The organism is Variovorax sp. P1_G12, from assembly GCF_056405555.1.
Genome location: NZ_JBFUBW010000012.1, coordinates 1 through 24,710, shown reverse-complemented (window position 1 = coordinate 24,710; position 24,710 = coordinate 1). Strand labels below are relative to the sequence as shown.

25 protein-coding genes are annotated in these 24,710 nt (G+C 67.5%); 11 read left to right on the top strand and 14 right to left on the bottom strand.

Translation table 11 applies throughout. The features are described from left to right. Positions 1 to 5: 5 nt before the first annotated feature. The 4 genes from AC1D2O_RS15455 to AC1D2O_RS15440 all read left to right on the top strand — a co-directional run bounded on the left by AC1D2O_RS15455 (position 6) and on the right by AC1D2O_RS15440 (position 4,535). Positions 6 to 989: a Bug family tripartite tricarboxylate transporter substrate binding protein gene (locus AC1D2O_RS15455; protein WP_478157382.1), complete on the top strand. Its 984-nt coding sequence runs from the start codon at positions 6 to 8 to the stop codon at positions 987 to 989. Positions 990 to 1,051: 62 nt separating this feature from the next. Next, positions 1,052 to 2,032, top strand: coding sequence for a Bug family tripartite tricarboxylate transporter substrate binding protein (locus tag AC1D2O_RS15450; protein ID WP_478157380.1), 981 nt, complete (start codon positions 1,052 to 1,054; stop codon positions 2,030 to 2,032). A 182-nt stretch (positions 2,033 to 2,214) separates the two neighbouring features. Further along, positions 2,215 to 3,561 (top strand): FAD-dependent oxidoreductase, encoded by a 1,347-nt coding sequence (locus tag AC1D2O_RS15445; protein ID WP_478157378.1) that lies wholly within the window; start codon positions 2,215 to 2,217, stop codon positions 3,559 to 3,561. Positions 3,562 to 3,653: 92 nt separating this feature from the next. Beyond that, positions 3,654 to 4,535, top strand: coding sequence for an acyl-CoA thioesterase (locus AC1D2O_RS15440; RefSeq protein WP_478157376.1), 882 nt, complete (start codon positions 3,654 to 3,656; stop codon positions 4,533 to 4,535). Between the two features lie 190 nt (positions 4,536 to 4,725). Here the strand turns inward: AC1D2O_RS15440 and atpE are convergent, their stop codons facing one another. Together atpE and uvrA are read right to left on the bottom strand one after the other, a co-directional pair. Then, positions 4,726 to 4,965: a F0F1 ATP synthase subunit C gene (gene atpE / locus AC1D2O_RS15435; protein WP_478157374.1), complete on the bottom strand. Its 240-nt coding sequence runs from the start codon at positions 4,963 to 4,965 to the stop codon at positions 4,726 to 4,728. Between the two features lie 131 nt (positions 4,966 to 5,096). Beyond that, positions 5,097 to 8,144 (bottom strand): excinuclease ABC subunit UvrA, encoded by a 3,048-nt coding sequence (gene uvrA / locus AC1D2O_RS15430; RefSeq protein WP_478094118.1) that lies wholly within the window; start codon positions 8,142 to 8,144, stop codon positions 5,097 to 5,099. 186 nt (positions 8,145 to 8,330) lie between these two features. Between uvrA and ssb the strand changes: the two genes are divergently transcribed. After that, positions 8,331 to 8,855, top strand: coding sequence for a single-stranded DNA-binding protein (gene ssb, locus AC1D2O_RS15425; protein ID WP_478157373.1), 525 nt, complete (start codon positions 8,331 to 8,333; stop codon positions 8,853 to 8,855). 137 nt (positions 8,856 to 8,992) lie between these two features. Here the strand turns inward: ssb and AC1D2O_RS15420 are convergent, their stop codons facing one another. The 8 genes from AC1D2O_RS15420 to AC1D2O_RS15385 form a co-directional block, all read right to left on the bottom strand. Further along, positions 8,993 to 10,171, bottom strand: coding sequence for a Gfo/Idh/MocA family protein (locus tag AC1D2O_RS15420; protein ID WP_478157371.1), 1,179 nt, complete (start codon positions 10,169 to 10,171; stop codon positions 8,993 to 8,995). After that, on the bottom strand, positions 10,168 to 11,106 hold the full coding sequence (locus tag AC1D2O_RS15415; protein WP_478094293.1) for a PDR/VanB family oxidoreductase: 939 nt from the start codon (positions 11,104 to 11,106) through the stop codon (positions 10,168 to 10,170). The genes AC1D2O_RS15420 and AC1D2O_RS15415 overlap by 4 nt, the downstream gene beginning before the upstream one ends. A 42-nt stretch (positions 11,107 to 11,148) precedes the next feature. After that, entirely contained in the window at positions 11,149 to 12,123 is a 975-nt protein-coding gene (locus AC1D2O_RS15410) for a Bug family tripartite tricarboxylate transporter substrate binding protein (RefSeq protein WP_478157369.1), read from the bottom strand. A 23-nt stretch (positions 12,124 to 12,146) separates the two neighbouring features. Then, on the bottom strand, positions 12,147 to 13,136 hold the full coding sequence (locus tag AC1D2O_RS15405) for a substrate-binding domain-containing protein (protein ID WP_442282924.1): 990 nt from the start codon (positions 13,134 to 13,136) through the stop codon (positions 12,147 to 12,149). Positions 13,137 to 13,141: 5 nt separating this feature from the next. Continuing rightward, on the bottom strand, positions 13,142 to 14,461 hold the full coding sequence (locus AC1D2O_RS15400) for a Rieske 2Fe-2S domain-containing protein (RefSeq protein WP_478090126.1): 1,320 nt from the start codon (positions 14,459 to 14,461) through the stop codon (positions 13,142 to 13,144). A gap of 24 nt (positions 14,462 to 14,485) precedes the next feature. After that, complete coding sequence (locus AC1D2O_RS15395) at positions 14,486 to 14,947, bottom strand: bacteriohemerythrin (protein ID WP_478090127.1); 462 nt, start codon at positions 14,945 to 14,947, stop codon at positions 14,486 to 14,488. A 246-nt stretch (positions 14,948 to 15,193) separates the two neighbouring features. Next, the gene (locus AC1D2O_RS15390; RefSeq protein ID WP_478090128.1) at positions 15,194 to 15,379 is read right to left on the bottom strand and encodes a hypothetical protein; all 186 of its coding nucleotides are present in this window, start codon (positions 15,377 to 15,379) and stop codon (positions 15,194 to 15,196) included. A gap of 96 nt (positions 15,380 to 15,475) precedes the next feature. After that, positions 15,476 to 15,604, bottom strand: a complete 129-nt coding sequence (locus tag AC1D2O_RS15385) for a hypothetical protein (RefSeq protein ID WP_478090129.1) — start codon at positions 15,602 to 15,604, stop codon at positions 15,476 to 15,478. 184 nt (positions 15,605 to 15,788) lie between these two features. On the opposite strand from AC1D2O_RS15385, the gene AC1D2O_RS15380 reads away from it, so the two are divergent. The 3 genes from AC1D2O_RS15380 to AC1D2O_RS15370 are packed head-to-tail and all read left to right on the top strand — an operon-like array spanning position 15,789 to position 17,896. After that, on the top strand, positions 15,789 to 17,219 hold the full coding sequence (locus AC1D2O_RS15380; RefSeq protein WP_478090130.1) for a basic amino acid/polyamine antiporter: 1,431 nt from the start codon (positions 15,789 to 15,791) through the stop codon (positions 17,217 to 17,219). A 26-nt stretch (positions 17,220 to 17,245) separates the two neighbouring features. Next, positions 17,246 to 17,470 carry a LapA family protein gene (locus AC1D2O_RS15375; protein WP_478090131.1) on the top strand — a complete coding sequence of 75 codons (225 nt, stop codon included), beginning with the start codon at positions 17,246 to 17,248 and terminating at the stop codon, positions 17,468 to 17,470. 48 nt (positions 17,471 to 17,518) lie between these two features. Continuing rightward, complete coding sequence (locus AC1D2O_RS15370; RefSeq protein WP_478090132.1) at positions 17,519 to 17,896, top strand: SHOCT domain-containing protein; 378 nt, start codon at positions 17,519 to 17,521, stop codon at positions 17,894 to 17,896. Positions 17,897 to 17,906: 10 nt separating this feature from the next. Here AC1D2O_RS15370 and AC1D2O_RS15365 read toward each other — a convergent pair whose 3' ends face one another. Beyond that, positions 17,907 to 19,457, bottom strand: a complete 1,551-nt coding sequence (locus AC1D2O_RS15365; RefSeq protein ID WP_478157367.1) for a phospholipase D-like domain-containing protein — start codon at positions 19,455 to 19,457, stop codon at positions 17,907 to 17,909. A 76-nt stretch (positions 19,458 to 19,533) separates the two neighbouring features. Between AC1D2O_RS15365 and AC1D2O_RS15360 the strand changes: the two genes are divergently transcribed. Together AC1D2O_RS15360 and mnmA are read left to right on the top strand one after the other, a co-directional pair. Then, positions 19,534 to 20,529: an LLM class flavin-dependent oxidoreductase gene (locus AC1D2O_RS15360; RefSeq protein WP_478090134.1), complete on the top strand. Its 996-nt coding sequence runs from the start codon at positions 19,534 to 19,536 to the stop codon at positions 20,527 to 20,529. A gap of 50 nt (positions 20,530 to 20,579) precedes the next feature. After that, positions 20,580 to 21,689, top strand: a complete 1,110-nt coding sequence (gene mnmA / locus AC1D2O_RS15355) for a tRNA 2-thiouridine(34) synthase MnmA (RefSeq protein ID WP_478157365.1) — start codon at positions 20,580 to 20,582, stop codon at positions 21,687 to 21,689. Here mnmA and AC1D2O_RS15350 read toward each other — a convergent pair. The 3 genes from AC1D2O_RS15350 to AC1D2O_RS15340 are packed head-to-tail and all read right to left on the bottom strand — an operon-like array spanning position 21,686 to position 23,882. Next, on the bottom strand, positions 21,686 to 22,150 hold the full coding sequence (locus tag AC1D2O_RS15350; protein WP_478090136.1) for an NUDIX hydrolase: 465 nt from the start codon (positions 22,148 to 22,150) through the stop codon (positions 21,686 to 21,688). The genes mnmA and AC1D2O_RS15350 overlap by 4 nt on opposite strands. A gap of 2 nt (positions 22,151 to 22,152) precedes the next feature. Then, positions 22,153 to 23,157 (bottom strand): PAS domain-containing protein, encoded by a 1,005-nt coding sequence (locus tag AC1D2O_RS15345; RefSeq protein ID WP_478090137.1) that lies wholly within the window; start codon positions 23,155 to 23,157, stop codon positions 22,153 to 22,155. Beyond that, complete coding sequence (locus tag AC1D2O_RS15340; protein WP_478090138.1) at positions 23,154 to 23,882, bottom strand: response regulator transcription factor; 729 nt, start codon at positions 23,880 to 23,882, stop codon at positions 23,154 to 23,156. Before AC1D2O_RS15340 ends, AC1D2O_RS15345 begins: the two co-directional genes overlap by 4 nt. A gap of 153 nt (positions 23,883 to 24,035) precedes the next feature. Between AC1D2O_RS15340 and AC1D2O_RS15335 the strand changes: the two genes are divergently transcribed. Then, a partial coding sequence (locus AC1D2O_RS15335; protein WP_478157363.1) for a Rossmann-fold NAD(P)-binding domain-containing protein occupies positions 24,036 to 24,710 on the top strand: 675 nt, incomplete at its 3' end.

Genomic DNA, 24,710 nt, shown 5'->3' with positions numbered 1-24,710 from the left:
GTCGCATGAAATCCCTCCTCTCGCTGGTCGCCGCCGGCGCCACGGCCCTGCTCGCCGCCTCGGCCGCCGCCCAGGCTCCGGCCGCGGACTACCCGAGCAAGCCGGTGACCATCGTCACACCCTTCGCGGCCGGCAGCGGCCCCGATGCGGTGCTGCGGCTGGTCTCGGACAAGCTCGGCCGGCTCTGGAACCAGCGCGTGCTGGTCGACAACAAGCCCGGCGGCGGCGGCTTCATCGCGATCGAGCAGGCGCGCCGCGCCACGCCCGACGGCTACACCCTGCTGCAGCTCGACAGCGAGCACATCGCCGCGCTGCCGCACCTCTACAAGTCGCGCAATTTCGTGACGCTGCAGCACTTCGACCCGGTGGCCTCGCTGTTCCGCACGCCCTTCTTCGTGGCCGTGCCGACCGACTCGAAGTGGAAGAGCATGAGCGACCTGGTCGCCGCCGCCAAGGAGAAGCCGGGGCAGGTCAACTACGGCTCGTGGGGCGTCGGCAGCCCGGGCCACCTGGGCGCCCAGCAGCTCGAGGCGCTGTCCGGCACCCACATGCAGCACGTGCCGTACCGCGAGGTCTCGCAGCTGTTCGCCAACGTCGGATCGGGCGAGGTGGCGTGGAGCTTCGCGAGCTTGCCGTCGAGCCAGGGCATCTACAAGGCCGGCAAGCTGCGCTACATCGCGATCGCGGCGCCCAAGCGCATTCCCCAGATGCCGGACGTGCCGACCATGGCCGAAGCCGGCGGGCCGTCCGGGCTGGACGTCAACTCCTTCGTTTCGCTGCTGACGCCGAAGGGCGTGCCGGCGGCGATCCGCATGAAGATCAACGTGGACGTCGCCAAGGTCATCGCCGACCCCGAGATCCGGGCCCGCTTCGACACCTTCGCCTTCGAGCCGCTGGCCTGGTCGCCGGAAGAAATCGAGCGCAACGCCGAGGTGAAGTCGAAGATCTACGGTGAGCTCGTGAAGCGGGGAAACATCAGCCTCGAGTGATGACGTCTGGTTACAAGAGAGGGCTATCCTTCCTTTCCCCAATTTCCCCCAACCGAGTCTCCATGCACCCCTCCAAGAGAGTCCTCCTGATCGCTGCCGCCTGCGGCCTCGCCGCCGGTGCCCTGCCGCTCGCCGCCTCGGCGCAGGGCGCTGCCTGGCCCACCAGGCCGATCCGCCTGATCGTCGGCTTCCCCGGCGGTTCGACCCCGGACATCGCCGCGCGCACCATCGCCGAACCGCTGGCCAAGGCCCTCGGCCAGCCGGTGGTGGTCGACAACAAGCCCGGCGCCTCGGGCAACATCGCGGCCGACCAGGTGGCCAAGGCCACCGACGACCACACGCTCGGCATCGTCATCAACGGCAACCTGACCTCGTCGAAGATGCTGTACCCGAAGCTGCCCTACGACCCGGGCAAGGACTTCACCTACCTGTCGCTGATTGCCACCGCGCCGCTGGTGCTGGTGGCCCAGAGCAGCCTGCCCACGGGCGCGGCCTTCTTCGACGCCGCGCGCAAGGGCGGCGACAAGTGGAGCTACGGCTCGGTCGGCGTCGGCTCGGTCGGCCACCTGGGCATGGAACTGCTCAAGAGCCGCGTGCCGGGCCTGAAGGCCGAGCACGTGCCCTACCAGGGCAACCCGCAGGTGATGACCGACCTGATCGGCAACCAGATCCAGATGGCGCTGATCCCGCCCGGCGTGGCGCTGCCCCAGGTCAAGGCCGGCAAGGTCAAGGCGGTCGGCCTGACCAGTGGCCGCAGCACGCTGGCGCCCGACGTGCCGGCGCTCGCGGACGCCGGCGTGCGCGATTTCAACCTCGAGGTGTGGACCGCGCTGGTCGGCCCCGCGAGCCTCTCGAAGACCGCGCAGGACCGCATCACGAAGGAACTCGTGATCATCATGAAGTCGCCGGAAGTGCGCCAGAAGCTGTTCGAGCAGGGCTGGCAGGCGGTCGGCACCTCGCCCGACGGCATGCGCACGCGGGTGAAGGAAGAGGCCGCGATCATGTCCAAGATCATTTCCACGAACGGCATAAAACTTCAGTAACCCCCCAGCCTCGCCCACTGCGTGTGGCTCGGGCACCCCACTGCCGGGGGCACTGTTGCTCGCCCCCAGGTTGGGCTCACTGCGTGTAGCCCGCCCACCCCCTACCGGGGGCAACACCAGCGGCCCGGCGAAGCCGGTTCCGCGGTGTTTCCCGAAGGGGATACGTCTTTTGGAGGCACTGTATGAATTCGATGTTGCGTGAGCCTGCGCGCGATCTGCCGGTCTTCGGCGAGTACGACGTCGTGGTGGTCGGCGGCGGGCCGGCGGGGATCGCTGCCGCCGTGAGCGCCGCGCATCACGGCGCGCGCACGCTGCTGGTGGAGCGCTACGGCTTCCTCGGCGGCATGGGCACGGCCGGCGGCGTGACCAATTTCGCCGGCCTCTACGGCAAGCGCAATGGCGAGATGACGCAGCTGGTGCACGGCGTGGCCGACGAACTGCTGGCGCGCCTCGACGCCCTGGGCGGACTCAACAAGCCGCAGGACGGCATGCAGGGCCGCATCCGCGTGCGCTCCTACGACACCTCGGCCTACAAGTGCGCGGCCGACCAGCTGCTGCTGGACGCCGGCGTGCAACTGCTGTTCCATGCGCTGGCCGCGGCCGTCGTCATGGACGGCAGCCGCATTGCCGCGCTGGTGGTCGAGACCAAGTCGGGCCGCCAGGCGATCCGCGCCAACGCCTTCGTCGACGGCAGCGGCGACGCCGATGTCGCCGCCTTCGCGGGCGTGCCGTTCGCGGTCGGCGACGGCCGGGGCAGCGGCCTCTTCCCTTCCACCATGTTCCGGGTCGGCCACGTCGAGGCCGCGCCTGCGCTGGCGGCCGTCGGTGAATTCAAGGCCATCAACGACCTGATGGCGAAGGCGCGGGAGCGCGATCCCGAGGCCTACCGCTTCCCGCGCGAGGGTGCGATCCTGCGGCCGCAGATCGACCCGCGCGAATGGCGCGCCAACGTGACGCAGATCTGCAATGCCGAAGGCGGCGCGATGAACGGCGTCGATGCGCGCGAACTCAGCGACGGCGAAGTCGAGGGCCGGCGCCAGATCGGCGAGTTCTTCCGCTTCCTCAAGGCCGAGGTGCCGGGCTTCGAGCAGTCGGCCATCGTCGAGATCGCGCCCCAGGTCGGCATCCGCGAGACCCGGCGCATCGAGGGCCTCTATGCGTTGACGGGCGAGGACATCCTGTCTTCGGCACGCTTTCCCGACAGCATCGGCCTCAACGCCTGGCCGATGGAGATGCATGCGGCGGGCCGGATCGAATGGGCCTTCCCGCGCGACGATCGCCGCACCTACAACCAGCTGCCCTGGCGCATGCTGGTGCCGCGCGGCGTCGACAACCTGCTGGTGGCCGGCCGCTGCGCCTCGATGACGCACGAGGGCCAGTCGGCTGCACGCGCCAGCGGCGGCTGCTTCGTGATGGGGCAGGCCGCGGGCACGGCCGCAGCCACGCTCGGCGATGCCGCCTTCGCCGCGGTCGATGTGCCGGCGCTGCAGCGCAAGCTGGCGGCCGACGGCGCCGACCTCGACCTCTGAACGTTGGCGCGAGCCGGGGCTGACCGCCGCGGGACAGCGCCTCGGCGGTCTCTTTGTTATCGTTGCAGGCTGTCTTTTTCCCGCCTTCCCCGATGATTGATCCTGCCACCGCCACCCGCGTCGTCGACGAACTGGTCGAACTGATGCGCCTCGAACCGCTCGGCAACGACCGCTTCCTGGCCCAGAGCGAGGACCTCGGCACGCCGGCGGTCTTCGGCGGCCAGGTGCTGGGCCAGTCGCTGATGGCGGCCAGCCGCACCGTCGAGGCCGACCGCCCGGCGCATTCGATGCATGCCTACTTCCTGCTGCCCGGCGAGCATGCGCCGATCGAGTATTCGGTCGACCGCGTGCGCGACGGCCGCAGCTTCACGACCCGGCACGTGGTGGCGCGGCAGGGCGAGCGCATCATCTTCGAGATGTCGGCCTCGTTCCAGACCGTCGACGACGGCGTCGACCACCAGATCGCCATGCCGGCCGTCGCCGGGCCGGACGGCCTGTCGAACGAGCGCGAACAGCGCATGGCCCTCGGCGACCGCCTGCCCGAGCGCTGGCGCGTCAAGGGCCTGGCGCCCCATGGCCTCGAATACCGTCGCGTCGACCCCGACGACCTGCTTGCGCCGGTGCCGCGCCCGTCCGAAAGCGCGCTCTGGATGCGCGCGATCGCGCCGCTGCCCGACGACCCCAACGTGCATCGCGCACTGCTGGCCTATGCGTCCGACCATGGCCTGCTGGGCGCCGCCATGCGGCGCCACGGCCTGAGCTTCATGAGCGGCCAGGTGCGCCCCGCGAGCCTCGACCACGCGATGTGGTTCCATCGCGATTTCCGCATGGACGACTGGCTGCTCTACAGCCTCGACTCGCCCAGCGCGAGCGGTGCGCGCGGCCTGAGCCGCGGCAGCATCTTCACGCGCGACGGCCGGCTCGTGGCCTCGACCGCTCAAGAAGGCATGCTCAGGGTCCGGCGCGAACCTTAGCGGCCGGCGCAGCCAGGCCCGTTGGTGAAACACCGCGGATCTGGCTTTGCCAGTCCGCTGGTGTTGCCCCCGGCAGGGGGCTGAGGAGCCGTCCAAGCCTGCGTGCGCAGGCTTGGACGGCTCCGAAGGGCCGCAGCCTCTGGCAGCGACTCGAGGCGCCCGACACGCAGTGCGGGCAACCTGGGGCGAGCTACTTGAACGGGTTCGCGGTCGCGAACCAGAGGCCGATGCCGGTGGCGATGATGAAGGCGCTATCGGTGACGCCCGCGATCAGGAAGAACAACGTCTGCAGCGTGTCCTTGAGTTCCGGCTGCCGCGCGGTGCCTTCGAGAAGCTTCGACCCGACGATGCCGATGCCGATGCACGAGCCCACGGCGGCGATGCCGATGAGGAGGCCCACTGCGAGAGGGAGGATGTCGAAGCCGTTCATGATGCGCTTTCGTCGGCCATTGAAGTTCGGCCTGGTTGCTGCCGGCACCACCTCGGTCCCGGCTTGCATCCAATGTCGCCGGGAGCCTGCGCGGCGTCCATGACCTCCAAGGTCATGGCGCCGCGGCGCGATCAGAGCAGCCGCTTCAGATAGCGCCCCGTGTGGCTGGCCTCGTTGGCCGCGATGTCTTCGGGCGTGCCCATCCCCACCACCGTGCCGCCGCCGGCGCCGCCTTCGGGCCCCATGTCGATCAGCCAGTCGGCGGTCTTGATGACGTCGAGGTTGTGCTCGATCACCACGATCGTGTTGCCGGCGTCGCGCAGCTGGTGCAGCACCTTGAGCAGCAGTTCGATGTCGGCGAAGTGCAGCCCGGTGGTCGGCTCGTCGAGGATGTAGAGCGTGCGGCCGGTGTCGCGCTTGCTGAGCTCGAGCGCGAGCTTGACTCTTTGCGCTTCACCGCCCGACAGCGTGGTCGCCGACTGCCCCAGCTTGATGTAGCTCAGGCCGACGTCGAGCAGCGTGCGCAGCTTGCGCTCGATGGTCGGCACCGCCCTCAGGAAGTCGTGCGCGGTCTCGACCGTCATGTCGAGGATCTGCGCGATGTTGCGGCCCTTGTAGAGCACCTCCAGCGTCTCGCGGTTGTAGCGCTGGCCGTGGCAGACCTCGCAGGGCACGTAGACGTCGGGCAGGAAATGCATCTCGACCTTCACCACGCCGTCGCCCTGGCAGGCCTCGCAGCGTCCGCCCGCGACGTTGAAGCTGAAGCGGCCCGGCCCGTAGCCGCGCTCGCGCGCGGTGTTGGTCTCGGCCATCAGCTCGCGGATCGGCGTGAAGAGGCCCGTGTAGGTGGCCGGGTTGCTGCGCGGCGTGCGGCCGATCGGCGACTGGTCGACGTTGATCACCTTGTCGAAGTACTCGATCCCCTCGATGGCCTCGTGCTCGGCCGGCTCCTCATGGGCGCGGTACAGCGTGCGCGCGACCGCGCTGTAGAGCGTGTCGTTGACCAGCGTCGACTTGCCCGAGCCCGAGACGCCGGTCACGCAGGTCAGCAGGCCGACCGGAAAGGCCACGCTGACGTTCTGCAAATTGTTGCCGGTGGCGCCGATCACGCGGATCTCCTGCAGATCGCTTTGCGAGGCCAGGTGCGCGGCTTCGCGCGCCGCGCGCCGCTCGGCCGCGGGGCTGGGCGGAAAGCGCGGAGGCTTCCTGCCCCCGTGGAAGGCCGCCGTCGCCACCACCGGCAGCCACGGCGTGCGCCGCTGAGGCACTTCGATCTTTTTCGCGCCCGACAGGTACTGGCCGGTCAGCGAATCCGGGTGCGCCGCGACCTCGGCGTAGCTGCCCTGCGCCATCACGCGCCCGCCATGCACGCCGGCGCCCGGTCCCATGTCGATCACGTGGTCGGCGGCGTGGATCATGTCCTCGTCGTGCTCGACCACGATCACGCTGTTGCCGATGTCGCGCAGATGGCGCAGCGTGCCGATCAGTCGGTCGTTGTCGCGCTGGTGCAGCCCGATGCTGGGCTCGTCGAGCACGTACATCACGCCGGTGAGCCCGGAGCCGATCTGCGAGGCCAGCCGGATGCGCTGCGCCTCGCCGCCCGACAGCGTCTCGGCGCTGCGGTCCAGGCTCAGGTAGTTGAGGCCGACGTCGTTGAGGAACTTGAGCCTGAGGCCGATCTCGCGCACCACCTTGTCGGCGATCTCGGCCTTGGCGCCGCGCAGCTGCAGCTGCTGGAAGTAGGCCAGGCTGTCGCGCAGCGTGGCGTGGCTGATCTCGTAGATCGCCATGCGCTTCGGCTCGGGGCCGGACTCGTCGACCAGGAACACGTTGCGCGCCTCGGGCCGCAGGCGCGAGCCTTCGCAGTCGGGGCAGGGCTGCATGTTGCGAAAGCGCGAGAGGTCTTCCCGCACCATCGTCGAGTCGGTCTCGCGGTAGCGCCGCGCCATGTTCGGGATGATGCCCTCGAAGGGGTGCTTGCGCACCAGCTTCTTGCCGGCCTGCTGGCCGCTGTCCATCACGTAGCTGAACTTGATCTCTTCCTGCGCCGAGCCCTGCAGCACGGTCTGCTGGACCGAGGCAGGCAGCTCTTCGAAGGGCTTGTCGATGTCGAACTTGTAGTGCTTGGCCACGCTCTCCAGCATGCTGAAGTAGTAGCCGTTGCGCCGGTCCCAGCCTTTGACGGCGCCGCTCGCGAGGCTCAGCGACGGGAACGCGACCACCCGCGCCGGATCGAAGAACTCGCGGTGGCCGAGGCCGTCGCAGCTCGGGCAGGCGCCCACGGGCGAGTTGAAGGAGAACAGGCGCGGCTCGAGTTCGGCCAGCGAGTAGTGGCAGATCGGGCAGGCGAACTTGGCGTTGAACAGGTGCTCGCGCGGCGGGCCGGCGGCCGCTGCCGCTGCGCCCTCGGCCGCCGGCGCCTCCATTTCGAGCGCGATCGCGCGGCCATCGGCCAGCCGCAGCGCGGCCTCGAAGCTCTCGGCCAGGCGCTGCTGCATGTCGGGGCGCGCGCGCAAGCGGTCGATCACGACGTCGATGTCGTGCTTCTCGGTCTTCTTGAGCTTGGGCAGGTCGTTGTATTCGTAAGTCTGGCCGTCGACCCGGAAGCGGATGTAGCCCTGGGCCTGCATCTCGGCGAACAGCTCGAGGAACTCGCCCTTCTTCTCGCGCGCCACCGGCGCCAGGATCATGAGTCTCGGCTCGTCGGGCAGAGCGATCACCGCATCGACCATCTGGCTCACCGTCTGCGCCTGCAGCGGCAGGTGATGGTCGGGGCAGTAGGGCGTGCCGGCGCGGGCATACAGCAGGCGCAGGTAGTCGTGGATCTCGGTCACCGTGCCCACGGTGGAGCGCGGATTGTGGCTGGTCGCCTTCTGCTCGATGCTGATCGCCGGCGACAGGCCCTCGATCATGTCGACGTCGGGCTTGTCCATCAGTTGCAGGAACTGCCGCGCATAGGCCGACAGGCTTTCGACGTAGCGGCGCTGGCCCTCGGCATAGAGCGTGTCGAAGGCCAGGCTCGATTTTCCCGAGCCCGACAGGCCGGTGATCACCACCAGCTTGTTGCGCGGGATGTCGAGATCGACGTTCTTGAGGTTGTGCGTGCGCGCGCCGCGGATGCTGATCCGCTGCTGCGCCAGCACGGCGCCGAGGTAGGCGTCTTCGGGGGGGAGATTCACGGGGCGGTCGTTTTTGGGCAACCGGACATGATAAGCGGGGCGGCGTTTCCGGGGTTTCGGCGGGATTCGTCCGAATTCCAGCAGCCTGCTTCGGATTGCCCCTCATGCTGTCCGGGCGGCGTTTCGATGCGGCACAATCCCCGGTTCTTTTCCTTCTCCTCCATCCATTCATCAGGGGCAGTGCATATGGCATCGGTCAACAAAGTCATCCTCGTCGGCAATCTGGGCCGCGATCCCGAAACCCGTACCTTTCCCAGCGGCGACCAGGTGTGCAACGTGACCCTCGCCACCACCGACAAGTGGAAGGACAAGCAGAGCGGCGAGATGCGCGAGGCCACCGAGTGGCACCGCCTGGTGTTCAACGGCCGGCTGGCCGAGATCGCCGCGCAGTACCTGCGCAAGGGCTCGCAGATCTACGTCGAAGGCCAGATCCGCACGCGCAAATACAACGACAAGGACGGTGTCGAGAAGTACGCCACCGACATCCGCGTCGACCAGATGCAGATGCTCGGCAGCCGCCAGGGCCAGGGCGGACCTTCGGGCGATGACGACGGCGGCTACTCGCAAGGTGGTGGTGGTGGTGGTGGTGGTGGCGGCGGCTACTCGCGCCCGCCGGCGGCCGCGCCGCGTGCACCGGCGCCGGCACCTCGCCAGGCGCCTGCCAAGTCGTCGTCGGGCTTCGACGACATGGACGACGACATCCCGTTCTGAGCCGGGTTTCGGTCAAGCCAAAAGGCCGGCTCTTTTCGAGGGCCGGCCTTTTTTTACGGCCTGAACTCCTGGTTCTGTTGCCAACCCGTCGATGGTGCCGAGGCGCGGTCGGGGCGTGGATGCACAGAGACGAAGTTTCAGGGCGCCAAGGCCACATCCTGGTTCGATCCGGCTGATTCGAGCAAAGCCAGGCAGACACCCAGCGTGGCGCGCGCCCATCGGCCGTCGTGCAGCGCAGGCACACCGCCCACCACAGCGTCGTACAACTCGTCAATGACCTCGAATCGGGGCACTCGGGGGACGTCGAGCGGCCGGCGCTCCTTCTTCCGGTCATCGTAGACCCAGACGCAGTCGGGAAGCGGCCGCACGTCGCCGCGCTCGCACGACACCACGATGGGCCCGAAATGCTGGTGCCAGGCTCGCGAATCACCGGTTGGTGCGGCGACATAGCCAGCGCCCCCGTAGGTCCCCGAGGCCTTGAGGCGCGCTTCCTCACTCGGAGAATTCACGGCAGCGAGCTTGCGTCGTGCCGCGCCGTAGGCGTCGGGAGACTTGTCGATGCCCATTTCGCCAATCCATCCGCACCATTCGTCCGAGTCGAAATGGCCGTAGCCGTTGTAGCTGAGGCTGGCAAAGGCACCGCCCTCGAACCACAGCAGGGCGGAATAGGCGCCTTGCGTCGGGCGCGCCGGATCCCAGTCGCCCGTGACGGCTCGCACACGGGCCACGGGCGCGCCCGCGAGCAACCGCACCACGTCGACCTGGTGCGCAGCCTGGCTGAACACCACGCCACCGCCATCCTCGGTGCGCAGCTCCTCCGGACGGCGAGGTCGGTAGAGGAAGTCGGTGTAGTTGAGTGCATGGATCATGCGCACCCGGCCAAGTTCTCCGCTCGAGACGACATCGCGCGCCCGCAAGTAGGGGGTGTCGAAACTGTGGCAGTGACCGACGATCAAGTGAACGCCCGCTGCGCGGCAGTGTTCGATCATCGAGTCGCATTCGGCCATCGTGAGCGCCATGGGCTTCTCGACCAGCACATGCTTGCCGTGCCTGGCCGCAATACGCGTTTGCGCGGCATGGAACTGGTGCGGACTGGCGATATAGATCGCCTCGACCTCCGGGTTGGCCGCCAGGCCCTCGATGTCCGCGTAGGCCGGGGCGTCGAAATCCGTCGCGAACCGGGACCGCGCTTCCTCGCGCGGGTCGCAGGCGGCGACGAGTCGGACGCGGCGATCGCGCTGGAGGGTCGGCAACATGAGCGTGAAGGCACGGCCAAGTCCGGCCACACCGAGTCGGAGTTCGCGGTCCGGTGTCACAGATCGAGCACCAACTCGGCAGACCTGGCCCGCGAGACGCAGATCATGATCTGGCTTTCCATTTCCTCGGGCATCAGCACCATGTCGCGGTGGTCGGCCTCGCCACCGAGCAGCCCGGTACGGCAGGTGCCACAGGTGCCGCTCTCGCAGGACGACGCAGCATTGCACCCATGATCGCGCAAGACGGTCAGGATCGACTTGCCGACCGGCACCTCGAACTCGCCCCCCGTGCGCGCCAGCTTCACCGTGAAGGGCTCGTCGTCCGGACGGACACCCCCGCCTTCGTTGAAGCTTTCGAAATGCACATTGGCCGGTGACCAGTGGCCGGTCATGTCGCGCACAGCTTCCATCAGCGGACGCGGGCCGCAGCAGTACACGTGCGCCGTGTTCGGCTTCTCCAGGGTGGGCCAGAGATCGAAAACTCGGCCGGAATCACCCTGGGAGTAGTGGATGCGCACCTGCTTCTTCAGCTCGGGTTGACCCAGTTCGTCAAGGAAGGCTGTGGCCTCGGGCGAGCGTGTCAGGTAGAGCAGTTTCCACGGCGCCGGCGCCAGTTCGCCGAACGATCGAATCATCGACAAGATGGGCGTGATGCCGATCCCTCCGGCGATGAAGAGGTAGCCCTTTGCGTTCTCTACAAGCGGGAATGCGTTCGAGGGAAGCGACGTAGGCAGCGTATCCCCTTCATGGACTTCTTCGTGCATGCAGATCGAGCCGCTTTGACCCGCGGCGTCTCTCTTGACGGTGATGACGTACCGATTGCGCTCTGCCGGGTCGTTGCACAGCGAGTACTTGCGCATCAGGCCGTTGGGCACCTGCACCTTGACGTGCGAGCCGGGCGTGAACGGCGGCAAGTCGCTGCCATCGGCCTGCACCAACTCGAAGCTGCGGATTCCTTCAGCGACGTCGTACGCGCGAGCGACGCGCAACGGCATCTGGGTGTCGGAGTGTGTCTGAGGCGTGGTCACGGCGGGGCCCTATTCGGCTTTCAGCTGAGCGCGCGCGGCGGCATCGGTCACGCGCTGCTTCTCGCTTCGCAGCGCATCTGCAAGTTGCTCGGGCGAGCTCCCCACAGGGTCGACGCCGGCAAGTCGCAACTGCTCGACGATGTCCGGCCGCTTGACGATCTTCGCGATCTCGTTGCTGACCCTGGCAATCGCATCGTTCGGCGTGCCTTTCTTTGCCAGAACCGCGATGTTGAACGCGAAGTCGAAGCCTGGAATCTTTTCAGCCAACGCGGGCATCTGCGGGGCCAGCGGGGAGCGCGTCGGGGAGTTGGTGGCCAATAGTCGAGCCTGCCCGGACTTGACGAAGCCCATCAACGACGGTGGCGAGGCGAACACCATGTCCACCTGCTCGCCGATCATGGCCGGCACCGAATTTGCGCTGCCTTTGAATGGCACGTGCGTCATGACGATGCCCAAGCTCGCGTTCATGGCCTCGGCAGTCAGGTGGTGGATGCTGCCTGTGCCTGCGGAGCCGTAGTTGAGCCCGCCCGGCTTGGCCTTGGCCAATGCGATCAGCTCGTCGAGGTTGTTGGCCTTCACGCTCTTGTTGACGACAAGGAACAAGGGGGCCTTGCCGACCAGCGAAACCGGAACGAAGTCGGTCGATGCGTCGTAGCTCATCTTCTTGGTCAGAAGCGGCGTGATCGACAGCATCGGGCCATCGGTCACCAGCAGCGTATAGCCGTCGGCCGGTGCCTGCATCAGCGTGGCGGCAGCGACAGCGCCACCAGCGCCCGGCTTGTTCTCGACGAAGACCGACTGCCCCAACGCGTCTCCAAGCGGTCGGGAGAGCACACGCGCCACGGTATCGGGCAAGCCTCCCGCCGAGTAGGGAACGACCAGCTTGATCGGGTGACTGGGGTAGGTCTGCGCATGCGCCATCGGTCCGATGGCGAAACAGGCGGTGCAGGCCAGGAGGGACCAGGCAGTGGTTCTTCGGTTCATGGCGCTTGTCTCTGGTGCTGGTTTCAAATGCTGTAGGTCTCGTAGGTCGCCGGGTGGAAGAGTTCGCTCACCGGCACCAGCCTGGACGAAAGGCCTTGCTCGTGATGGCTTCGAACGAATGTCTCCAGCGTTCGGCTGGCCGCAGCCACGCCGTAGGACCAGAAATCCTCACCCATCGTCTCGCGTGCCGCCTGTAGCTGCTCCTCGACGAACGGCAGCGTGACCTTGGTGGCCGAAGTGTCCGAGAGCAGCTGCAGCGCCGCGGCCTTGGACTGCGTGAAGGCCTTGACGACCGCGGCGGGCAGCCAGGGGTGTTTCGCCGCCAGCTCCTTGCGGATCGCCGCCACGTGCATGATGGGAAAGACGCCGGTGCGCTTGTAGTAGTCCTTGGCCACGGCTGTTGGATCGTCGAAGAGCCATCCGATGTTCGGGTTCTCGAGCGCTGCCCGGCTGGGCGGACGCGGCGCCATGAAACCGTCGATCTCGCCCCGGTCGAGCATCTGCGAAATCGTTGCGCCTTCCGGAGCCTGTTCGATGCGAATGTCGCCAGGCAGCTGCAGCTTGATCTTTTCGGGACGCCCGGGGGTCTCGATGCCGCCGCGGACCCATGTCACATCAGCGGGATGAATGCCGTAGTCGTCCTGCAAGATTGCACGCGCCCATACGTTGGCCGTGAGCTGGTATTCAGGCAGGCCGATGCGCTTGCCCTTCAGATCCGCAGGTTCGCGAATGCGGTCCTTGCGAACATAGATAGAGGTATGGCGAAACGCCCGCGACAGGAAGACCGGCAGCGCGATGTAGGGACATTCGCCCCTCGAGTGCTTGACGAGATAGCTGGAGAACGAGAGCTCCGTGATGTCGAAATCGACGCTCCGCATTGCACGGAAGAACATTTCCTCGGGATTGAGGAGCATGTACACAGGATCGACACCGTCGATCTGGACTCGGCCGTCATAAAGAGCACGGGTGCGGTCGTAGTCGCCCATCGCGACGGAGAGTTGAAGCTTGCTCATCAAAATCACCCCTTCACGGAATAGGACGGTTCGAGTTCGGGCTTCTCCAACCCGTCCTGCCAGATGTAGCGTGCTTCGTAGCTGCGCCAGTCGGTGGTCTTGGGGACGATGGCCTGAAATGCACAGACGGTGGGCGTGGCCGCTTCGGCTCCCGTGCCGATCGCAGGAGCACCTTGCTCGAAGGCGCGCACTGCCTCGAGCATCTGCTTGCGGAACTCGACAATCGCGAGATCGCTCGCGCCCAGACGGTCATGGGTGCGGTCGGCAATGGGGCCCATGGTCAGCCACATCGCGACATCCTGATTGGGGAAGCCGGTGATGCCTGTGAAGTTGCCCGCCTTCATGGCGTTGCGGTCCTGCCAGAACTTGTTTTCCTCGCTGCGCAGCGGACGGTAGCTTTCGTCGAGGTCGATGCCTACCGTCTGGCGCAGGAACTTGCGCCAGGTGGCCGTCTCCGGTGTCTGTGCAGGGTGACCCCAGGCGATGAAATAGAACGCCGTGCTCGTGTCGTCCATCGGAACGTTGATGTTGGCAACGTTGTAGAGGTTGTTGGGCGGTATCAGGGCGGTCGCGGGGGCGACGAAGACCGTCGAACGCACATAGTCATTGGCCGCGGCGTTGGTGAGGGGTCGACGCAGCGCGGCATAGCGAAAGCCGTAGCCGGTGCGCTGTACCTGCATGCGCGGCGCCTTGTCGGTGGATGGACGCAGCCAGGTCTTCTCGGTGGCCTTGGCGCTATCGACGCGCGCGGGAACCATGTCGGACGAGTGAAGACTCGAACTGTGGGCCGAGTCGATGGCGCCTTCGAGAATCTGTGCCCAGTTGCACGGCAAGAGAACCTTGGCGATGCTCACCCGTGTGTCTGCGGTCGGGGCCCAGGCCGGCGGCTCGAAAGACGGCATGGTCTCTTTCGGGCCCATGTAGGCCCATACCATGCCCCCCCATTCCTTCACCGGGTAGGCCGTGTGCTTGACCTTCTCTGCCATGCCACTGGCTGCCGGCTCCGAAGCCATCTCGAGGACATTGCCGTCGATGTCCATCTTCCAGCCGTGGTAGAGGCAGCGCAGGCCGCCCTCCTCATTGCGGCCGTACACCAGAGATGCACGTCGATGCGGACAGCGTTCGTCCATCACGCCGACGCGGCCGTCGCTGTCGCGAAACACGACCAGGTCTTCTCCGAACACGCGTGCCTTCACCGGCGTGCCATCCGGTTCCCCGACCTCCTCCTGCAGGCAGACGGGCGTCCAGTGGCGGCGCATCAACTGGCCCATCGGGGCTCGGCCCTCGACACGGCAGAGCAGATCGTTTTCTTCGGGAGTCATCATCGTCGACTTCTCATAGTGGTTGAACTAGCTGGCCGATTCGGCCGTGGACTTTCGGCCCATGCGCAGCACCAACGGCTTGGCGCCGTATCGCAGCTTGCAGAGCCAATGGGACAGGGCGGAATCGAGATGCTGGACATGCGCGGGGAACCAGGACGCCAGTTCGTCGGCCAAGCGGCGGGCGACCTCGACGTCGCCATCGGCCAGGCGCCTCTTGACGCCGCTCAGACTCGAGAGCACGGCTTCATGCTCTTTGATGTGGCAATCGCGCGGAGGAAAAGCCGTGTCCAGCATCAATGCGTTCTCTGCTGCGAAATGCATCGTGGCGTGCGCCAACACTTCGTCGAGCGCAAGTGCCAGGTCTTCGTCACGCGCGCATTGCATGCGGCCGATGAACTCGGCGAGCACCTCGTGCTCCTCATCGATGCCGATGTGCCCAAGCAGCAGCGAGTCTGACCAGGCGAGTGGTGGAGAGATCGTGGAGTTCATGTGGGGGAGCAGCGGTTGCCCTCGGATTCGTGGGCGCCATTTCGTTAGGTGCCTAAGTATTTTAGGGTGGTCGCCCTTTCCTTCGCAATCCCGTCGCCTTGGTGTTTTCCCTAGTATGATTAGCCGACTAACGATTTGTCGCGTCCGCTTGGTGGTCTGGTGTGGCGCGAGATTCAGCGAGGCGCAGGTCGAAGCCGGACGACAAGCGGCCCGGCAAGCCCGCGGACCACGGGCTCGGCGAGTCTTTCAACGGTCGGTAGCGCGATGGGGCGCACGCCCGCCGCTCGACTCGGCGGGCGTCGCGTCACTTGATTGCTGCGGAACGACCCGTGCCTGGTGGCCGTTGCCCTGGATGAAGACGCGCTGGCCCACGCGCAGGCCGGGCACGACGGGCTGGGTCACCTCGACCAGCACGCCGTTGTCGATGCGCACGAAGACCTCCTGTCCGGGCATCGACTGGGCGGCCCGGTTCGCGATCTCGGCGCCGGCCACCGTGCCGCCGATGGCGCCCGCGGCCGCCCTGCGCCGCTAGCCCGCGAAAGTCACGACGCCGTTCGACAGGTCGTACATCGACCCGACGATCTTGATCTGACCCTTCTTCTCGAGGTCCGAGAGGATCGGGCTGCCGCTGCGCAGCGTGTCGATCGTCAGTTGCACGTTCGAACGCGCCGCGCGCAACGCTAGTGGTCGCCCTTGACAAAGAACGGTGCGCCATCGATGCTCGGCCGCGGAAAAACCATCCATGGATGGGGCCCAGGCGTGAGAACGGACCAAAAGAATCGATGAGAACAATAAAACTGTGGGATGTGCCGGCACTTCCATCCGCCCACACGGACCCGGCATGAGCAATTCGCAAGACCAGAAGCTGTCGCGCGGCGCCCTCATCGCGCTGGTGGTCGGGTCCATGATCGGTTCGGGCATCTTCGCGCTGCCCTCGGCCTTTGGCCGTTCGACCGGCGGCTTCGGCGCGCTGATCGCGTGGGCCATCGCCGGCACCGGCATGCTGATGCTCGCACTGGTGTTCCAGACCCTGTCGCGGCGCCGGCCCGACCTCGACACCGGCATCTATGCCTATGCCAAGGCCGGCTTCGGCAACTACCTGGGCTTCGCGTCGGCCGTGGGCTACTGGATCGGCTGCTGCCTGGCCGATGTCGCCTGCCTGGTGCTGATCAAGGCGACGCTGGGCCAGTTCTTCCCGGTCTTCGGCGACGGCTCGACCGCCGTGGCGATCCTCTCCGCCTCGGTGATCCTGTGGGGCGTGCACGTGCTGGTGCTGCGCGGCGTCAAGGAGGCGGCGACACTGAACACCATCGCCACCGTCGCCAAGATCGTGCCGATCGCCGTCTTCCTGGTGGTCGCGGTCGCCGGTTTCAAGGCCGACATCTTCGCCTGGAACTTCTGGGGCGGTGAAGAGCGCAGCCTGTCGAGCCTGGCGGGCCAGGTCCGCAACACGATGCTGGTGACCGTGTTCGTGTTCGTCGGCATCGAAGGCGCCAGCGTCTATTCGCGCCACGCGAAGAACCGGGAGGACGTCGGCACGGCCACGGTGCTGGGCTTCCTCGGTGTGCTGTGCCTGCTCATCATGGTCACGATGTTCTCGTACGGCGTGCTGCTGCGCCCGGACTTGCAGGCGCTGCCGACGCCCGCGATGGCCGGCGTGATGGCCTCCATCGTCGGCCCCTGGGGCCTGGTCTTCATCAGCGTCGGCCTGCTGATCTCGATCCTCGGCAACTACCTGTCGTGGTCGCTGCTCGCCGCCGAGGTCCTGCATTCGGCGGCCAAGAACAGCACCATGCCGAGCTTTCTCGCCCGCGAGAATGCCAACCAGGTGCCGGCCGCTGCGCTGTGGCTGACCAACATCGTGATCCAGCTCTTCCTGCTCGTGACCTGGTTCGCCGAGTACGCCTTCACGCTGGCGCTGAAGATGACGAGCTCGATGACGCTCATCCCCTATCTGCTGGTCGCCGCCTACGGACTCAAGCTCGCATGGACCGGCAAGACCTACGAGCGCGACGGTGGGAGCCGTACCGGCGACGGGGTGCGCGGCGCGATCGCGACGGTCTATGCCGCGGGCATGCTGTATGCGGGCGGGCCGAAGTTCCTGCTGCTCTCGGCGATCCTCTATGCACCGGGCACCTTTCTCTATTTCCTCGCCCGGCGCGAACAGAAGGAGCGGATCTTCACCGGGCCCGAGATGGTTGTCTTCGGCGTGCTCGTGGCCGCTGCGCTGGGCGCGCTGTGGGCGCTGGTGTCCGGCGCGATCGCGGTGTAGTGCAGACATCAGACAAGGAGAGTCCCATGCAACGCTACCTCTACATCGCGCTGATCGTGATCCTGGCCGGCATCGTCGTGCTGTTCAAGATCCAGAACCTGGAGTCGGTGACCGTCTCGCTGTTCTCGATGAGCATCAGTCTGCCGGTCTCGGTGCTGGTGCTGCTGATCTATGTCCTGGGTATGCTCACGGGTGGCTTCGTGCTGGGACTGCTGCGATCATTGGCGCGCGGCGCGACGCGGCGGCCCTGAGGGCGAATGCCTTCATACTTCAATTTCCAACAAACTAGAAAGACCTGTATGAGCAATTTTTGGGACCTGATCCAACTCCTGCTGTCGACCTTCGTCCTCATCGTCTACCTGCTCATCCTGTTCCAGATCATCGGCGATCTGTTCCGCGATTCGGAGCTGGGCGGCGGGACCAAGGTGCTGTGGATCATCGGGCTTGTCGTCATCCCGGGCCTGACGGCGATCATCTACATCGTCACCCGGGGCCGCGGCATGGCGGAGCGGCAGCGCGCCAGCCTGCAGCGCGCCAAGTCCGACACCGACGCCTACATCCGCGAAGTGGCCGGCAAGTCGCCGGCCGAACACATTGCCGAAGCCAAGGCGCTGCTCGATGCCGGCACCATCAATCAGGAAGAGTTCGCGAAGCTCAAGGCCAAGGCACTGTCCTGAGCGAGCAAGCCTAGAGCAGATCCTCGGGCACCAGCGGCTGCAGCAGCAGCCGCTGCAGCGCAGTGAACGGCGAGACGCCCGGCTCTTCGTCCACTGCCTGGTCGTCGTTTTCGCTCGGAGGCACCCAGGACAGCGTCCCCTCGTGCGGGTCCAGCTGCACCCGATAAGCCTCGGTCTTCATCGCCGCCACGACGCGCAGCGCTTCTTGCGCCAGCGCGGGGCTGTCGACGGCGACGCCCAGCTCGGTGTTGCGGCGCGCCGAGCGCGGATCGAGGTTGAGAGAACCCAGCAGCACGGTTTGTTGATCGATGACGGCCAGCTTGGCATGCAGGCGGCCGCGTGACGAGCCGCCGCCGAACATCGGCTTGCTGCCGGGCGAGGGGGTGGCGCTGATCTCGTACAGCTTGACACCGGCCCGCACGATCCGCGTCCGATAGCGCGCGTAGCCGAAGTAGACCAGCGCCGAATCGCTCGCGGGCAGCGAATTGGTCACGAGCGTCATGTCGACGCCCTTGTGCTCCAGGCTGCGCAGCACCTCCATGCCGCGCTTGCCAGGCACCAGGTAGGGCGAACTCACGACGAGCTCCGAGCGCGTGCCGAGCATCTGGCTCACGGCACCCGTCATCAGGCTGCTGGACTCGAGTTCTTCCGGTGGCAGCTGCCGCTTGGAGGGGCGATCTGCCACCGCGTACGCGAGGCCGGGCACCAGGGTCAGACGATTGGCCGCGAGCTGCACGCCGACGGGTTCATGGCCCAGGAGGTCCTTCGAGGGCAGCGCGAGATCGATCTGCGCCGCATTCGCCGGCAGCAGCTGCGCCAGCGTGGTCCCCGGGCCCGGCGAGCCGGCCAGCGACGCCGCGGGGAAGGACTCGTCGCTGTTCCAGTAGCGATCGAAGAGCACGCCCAGTTGCGGCACGACGAGTCCGGCAGCGATGGCATCGAGATCGATGAAGTTCGCGGTCGGGTTGCGGCCGAAGTATTCGTCCGCGATGTTGCGGCCGCCGACGATCGCCAGTGCGCCGTCGGCGATCAGCAGCTTGTTGTGCATCCGGCGGTCGAGCCGGGCCAGATCGCCCAGCGAGCTCGCGAGCCGGCCGGGCAGGCTGCCGCGCGCGCAACAGAAGGGATTGAACAGCCGGATCTCGAAGTTCGGCACGCCGGAGAGCGCCTGCAGCAGCGCTTCGGCGCTCGCGCTGTTGAAGTCGTCGAGCAGCAGCCGCACGCGCACGCCGCGCTCGGCGGCATCGCGCAGCGCGCCGAACACCGCGCGTCCGGAGGCGTCGTTCTCCATGATGTAGACCTGCAGATCCAGCGTCTGGGTGGCGCGCCCGATCAGTGCCAGGCGGGCATCGAGGCCGTAGGAGCCCAGCGGCAGCAGGCGGAAGCCCGACGGGGCGCCGGCCGGGAGCTGCGTGGCGGCAAGCTGCGCGAGCGGGCTTTTCGCGCTCGAGGCCTGCAGGCTGTGCGAGAGCGGCCGTTGCACGTTGACGGGCAACGAGCCGCAAGCGCCCAGCGCCAGCGTCAGGATGATCGCCCAGAGTTTGAAGATGCGCAGTGCCATGGCCGCGAGCCTACCCGTTGCCGTGCAAATATCCCTTCGCCGCTTGAAAGCGCGCGATCCAGGCCAAGATAGCGGCATGATTCCGTTTTCGATCCTCGATCTTTCGCCCATCACCGAGGGCAGCGATGCGGCCCAGTCCTTCCGCAACTCGCTGTCGCTGGCGCAGCACGGCGAGAAGCTGGGCTACCGCCGCTACTGGCTGGCCGAGCACCATGGCATGCCGGGCATCGCGAGCGCCGCGACCGCGGTGCTGCTGGCCCACATCGGCGCCGGCACCTCGACCATCCGCATCGGCGCCGGCGGCGTGATGCTGCCCAACCATTCGCCGCTGGTGATCGCCGAGCAGTTCGGCACGCTGGAGTCGCTCTACCCGGGCCGCATCGACCTCGGCCTCGGCCGCGCGCCGGGCTCTGACCAGCGCACCGCGCAGGCGCTGCGGCGCGACCTGCAGTCCGACGCCGACCAGTTTCCGCAGGACGTGGTCGAGCTGATGGACTTCATGTCGAAGGCGCCGCGGCAGCCGGTGCGCGCGGTGCCGGGCATGGGGCTCGAGGTCCCGGTGTGGATCCTGGGCTCGAGCACCTTCGGCGCCCAGCTCGCGGCCCACCTGGGCCTGCCCTACGCCTTCGCCTCGCATTTCGCGCCGCAGCAGCTGATGCAGGCGATCCGCATCTACCGCGAGACCTTCAAGCCCTCGGCCCAGCTGGCCAAGCCCTACGTGATGCTGGGCTTCAATGTGTTCGCGGCCGACACCGACGAGGAAGCCGAGTTCCGCGCCACTTCCTGGCAGCAGGCCTTCGTGAACCTGCGCAGCGGCCGGCCGGGCCGGTTGCCGCCGCCGGTGGCGGGCTACCGGGGCAAGGTCGGTCCGGCCGAGAATGCCCTGCTCGATTCGGTGCTGTCGTGCTCGGCGGTGGGCTCTGTAGACACCGTTCGCGCGGGCATCCAGGCCTTCATCGAGCGCACCGGCGCGGACGAACTGATGATCACCTCCCAGGTGTTCGACCACCAAGCACGGCTGCGGTCCTACGAGCTGCTGGCCGGCTTGCGACATCGGGCCGCCGCGGCCTGATTGCCCCGCTGCGGGCACCGGGTCGCCCATGCTGGGACAATCCCAGCCCTATGGACAAACAGCGCATCGTGGTGGGCCTGAGCGGCGGAGTCGATTCCGCGGTCACGGCGCACCTGCTGAAGCAGCAAGGCCACGAGGTGGTCGGCATCTTCATGAAGAACTGGGAAGACGATGACGACAGCGAGTACTGCTCGTCGAACATCGACTTCATCGACGCCGCCAGCGTGGCCGACGTGCTGGGCATCGAGATCGAGCACGTCAACTTCGCGGCCGACTACAAGGACCGCGTGTTCGCGGAGTTCCTGCGCGAGTACCAGGCCGGCCGCACGCCCAACCCCGACGTGCTGTGCAACGCCGAGATCAAGTTCAAGGCTTTCCTCGACCACGCGATGCGCCTCGGCGCCGAGAAGATCGCCACCGGTCACTATGCACGTGTGCGGCTCAACGCAGCGACGGGCCGGCATGAGTTGCTCAAGGGGCTCGACCCGGCCAAGGACCAGAGCTACTTCCTGCACCGGCTGAACCAGCCGCAGTTGTCGAAGACGCTGTTCCCGGTCGGCGAGCTGCACAAGACCGAGGTGCGCCGGATCGCCGACGAGATCGGCCTGCCGAACGCGAAAAAGAAGGACTCGACCGGCATCTGCTTCATCGGCGAGCGGCCGTTCCGCGAGTTCCTCAACCGCTACATCTCGAAGGAGCCGGGCCCGATCCGCGACGAGCGCGGCCGCCAGATCGGCGAACACCAGGGCCTGAGCTTCTACACGCTGGGCCAGCGCCAGGGGCTCGGCATCGGCGGCATCAAGGCCCGGGGCGCGCAGCGCGGCGCCGGCGACCATGCACCGTGGTTCGTGGCGCGCAAGGACATGGCCAGCAACACGCTGTGGGTGGTGCAGGGGCACGACCATCCCTGGCTGCTGTCGCGGACGCTTTTGGCCGACGACGCGAGCTGGGTCGCGGGCAGCGCGCCGACCGCCGGCGCCCTGGCGGCGAAGTCGCGCTACCGCCAGGCGGATGCTCCCTGCCGGCTGGGCGAGGGCCCCAACGTCGCCTTCCGCCTCGATTTCGATGAAGCCCAGTGGGCGGTGACGCCGGGACAGTCGGCCGTGCTGTACGACGGCGAGGTGTGCCTCGGCGGCGGCGTGATCTCGAACACGCCTTAGCCGATCGAAGGATCGACCCGCACCAGTTCCAGGGGATAGCGCTTCCCGGCCAGATGGTCTTCCACGCATTGCAGCAGCAGGGGGCTGCGATGCCGCGCCGTGCTGGCGCGGATTTCATCGACCGTCATCCACAGCGTGCGCACGATGCCGTGGTCGAGCGGGCGCGCAGGCTCGAAGTCGCCCAGCGTGCCGGTGAAGGCAAAACGCAGGTAGGTGATGTCCTTGGGCTGCCGGGTGCGGGCCAGGTAGATGCCGACCACGGCGGTGGGCGTGAAGCGGTGCGCGGTTTCCTCCAGGGTTTCGCGCACGCAGCCTTCGGCGGGCGACTCGCCGGGGTCGAGATGGCCGGCCGGGGTGTTCAGCCTGAGCCCATCGGCGGTCTCTTCCTCGACAAGAAGGTAGCGGCCCTGCCGCTCGATCACGGCGGCCACCGTGACGTTGGGTTTCCAGCGTTGTGCCATTTTCAGGACTCCGTATCGGACGCCGGTGTCGCGCGCTCGGCCGCGGACGGCCTCGGCAGCACCAGCGTGACGGTGCAGCCGGCATCGGCTGCGTGGTCGACCTCCATCGTGCCGCCATGGCGCTGCGCCACGGAGCGGACCAGCCGCGACTGTAGCTGGACCGGAGCGCCGGCCCCGGGCTCGCGCAGCGAGATGCGCCACTGCGTGCCGTCCGCGGCGACGCCGCAATGCAGCGCAGAGCCCGGTGGCGCGCGTCGCAGCGCATGGTCCACCATGGCGTCCAGGGCGCGCGTGAGCAGGCCGCGGTCGGCCAGGCAGGGCGCTTCGTCGGGCACCGGCGGCAACAGGATCCGGACGCGCTTGGGGGCGGCCAGGGTCCAGGCCGCATCGATGACCAGCCGCAGCAGCGCCACCAGGTCGAGCGGCTCGATCCGCAAGGGCCGGACCTGGGCCCGCGCCAGGGCCACGAAGCGGTCGGAGCGCTCGAGGCCGGCCTGCGCCTCGCGTTCGATGCTCGGCAGCAGCGAGCCGTCCGCGAAGGCCTCGGGCCGCTGGCGCGCCAGGTCGAGCAGGGTCTGGATCGTCGCGCCCGATTCGCGCGCATCGTGCGAAAGGAAGCGCAGCGCCTCGTCGCGCTGCCGTTCGGCCTGCCGCATCGACGTGATGTCGATCAGCACGACCAGCCAGCCGCGGTGTCCCGCGCCGTTGTCGAACAGCGGCAGACAGCGCAGCAGCAGGCCGCGGCCCTCGTCGTCCTCGCCTTCGCCGACGACCGGTTGCGGGCTTCCGCGCAGCGCAGCCCGGGGCAGCATCGGCGCACCGGTGCTGCACCAGCGAAGCCCGCGCAGCAGCCGGTCCGCGTCCTGGCCCCGCAACTGCTCGCCGCTGCACTGCCAATGGCGAAGCGCCGCCGGGTTGGCGATCGTCACGCGCCCTTGCCGGTCGAGCATCAGGGCGGCATCGGGCCAATGGTCCAGGCTGCGCGCCTTGTGGGCGTGCCGTTTCATTCCGGCGTGTCGGCCGAGGGGTAGAGCGGCGCGAACTGGTCGCTCTCGAGCGGCTCCAGCCGGTAGCCCAGGCCATAGATGGCGGACAGCAGGAAACCGTTCGAAGGCTGCAGCTCGAGCTTCAGCCTGAGACGGGAGATGTGGGTGTCGAGCGAGCGCGAGGGCGTCTCGGCGCCGATGCCCCAGACCGCCTCGCGCAGATGTTCGCGCGACAGCAGGCGGCCGAGGTTCTGGAACAGGAACAGCGCGAGCTCGTACTCGCGCCGGCTGAGTTCCACCAGCCGGCCGTCGATCCGCAGGGTGCGCGTCGCGGGATGGAAGCGGTAGCCGCGGAAGGCGAGCTGGCTTTCGTGCCGTGCCGGATAGGCGCGGCGCAGCAGCGCGCGCACGCGGGCCTGCAGCTCGGGCACCCGGATCGGCTTGGTCATGAAGTCGTCGGCGCCGGCCGCCAGTCCTTCGACCAGGTCTTTTTCCTCTCGCCGGTTGGTGACGAAGAGAATGGGCAGCGAGCTGTTCAGGTCCTCGCGGATCCACCGGACCACCTTCGGTCCCTCGATGTCGGGCAGGCCCCAGTCGAGGATCAGCAGGTCGTAGGTTTCGCGATGAAGGTCGCGCAGCAGCGACTTGCCGTCGCTGTAGCCATGGCATTCGTGGCCAATGACCTCCACGGTGTGGCGAATCAGTTCGAGCTGATACGCCTCGTCATCGAGCGCCGCGATTCGCATTCCATCCCCCTGTTTTTCGTTGTCCTGAGACGCCGGCTTCTGCGTACCGGTCGCCCCGCGACAGTGTACAGAGGGGCGCGCGCGGGACAAGGTCCTGGCGGCGTCTTCGGGTAAGCTCGGCGCGAATTCCAATGCTGCCCTGAGGAGAAGTCCATGCTGATAGGCGTGCCGGCCGAGACTGTGCCAGGCGAAACCCGAGTTGCCGTGACCCCGGAGACCGCGAAGAAGCTCGTGGCGCAGGGCCACGTGGTGCGTGTGCAGGCGGGCGCGGGCGTGGCTGCGAGCGTGACCGATGCGGCGTACCAGGCCGCGGGGGCGGAGATCACGGATGCGGCGGGGGCCTTCGGCGCCGAGATCGTGCTCAAGGTGCGCACGCCGGACGAGCGCGAGAGCGCGCTGATGAAGCCGGGCACGGTGGTCATCGGCATGCTCAACCCGTTCGACGGGGCGGGGCTGCAGCGCCTGGCTGCCGCCGGGCTGACGGCCTTCGCGCTGGAGGCCGCGCCGCGCACCACGCGCGCGCAGAGCATGGACGTGCTCTCCTCGCAGGCCAACATCGCCGGCTACAAGGCCGTGATGATCGCGGCCGACCAGTACCAGCGCTTCTTCCCGATGCTGATGACCGCCGCGGGCACCGTGAAGGCCGCGCGGGTGGTGATCCTGGGCGTCGGCGTGGCCGGCCTGCAGGCGATCGCGACCGCCAAGCGCCTGGGCGCGGTGATCGAGGCGTCCGATGTGCGCCCGAGCGTGAAGGAGCAGATCGAGTCGCTGGGCGGCAAGTTCATCGAGGTGTCCTACGACACCGACGAGGAGAAGGAAGCGGCGGTC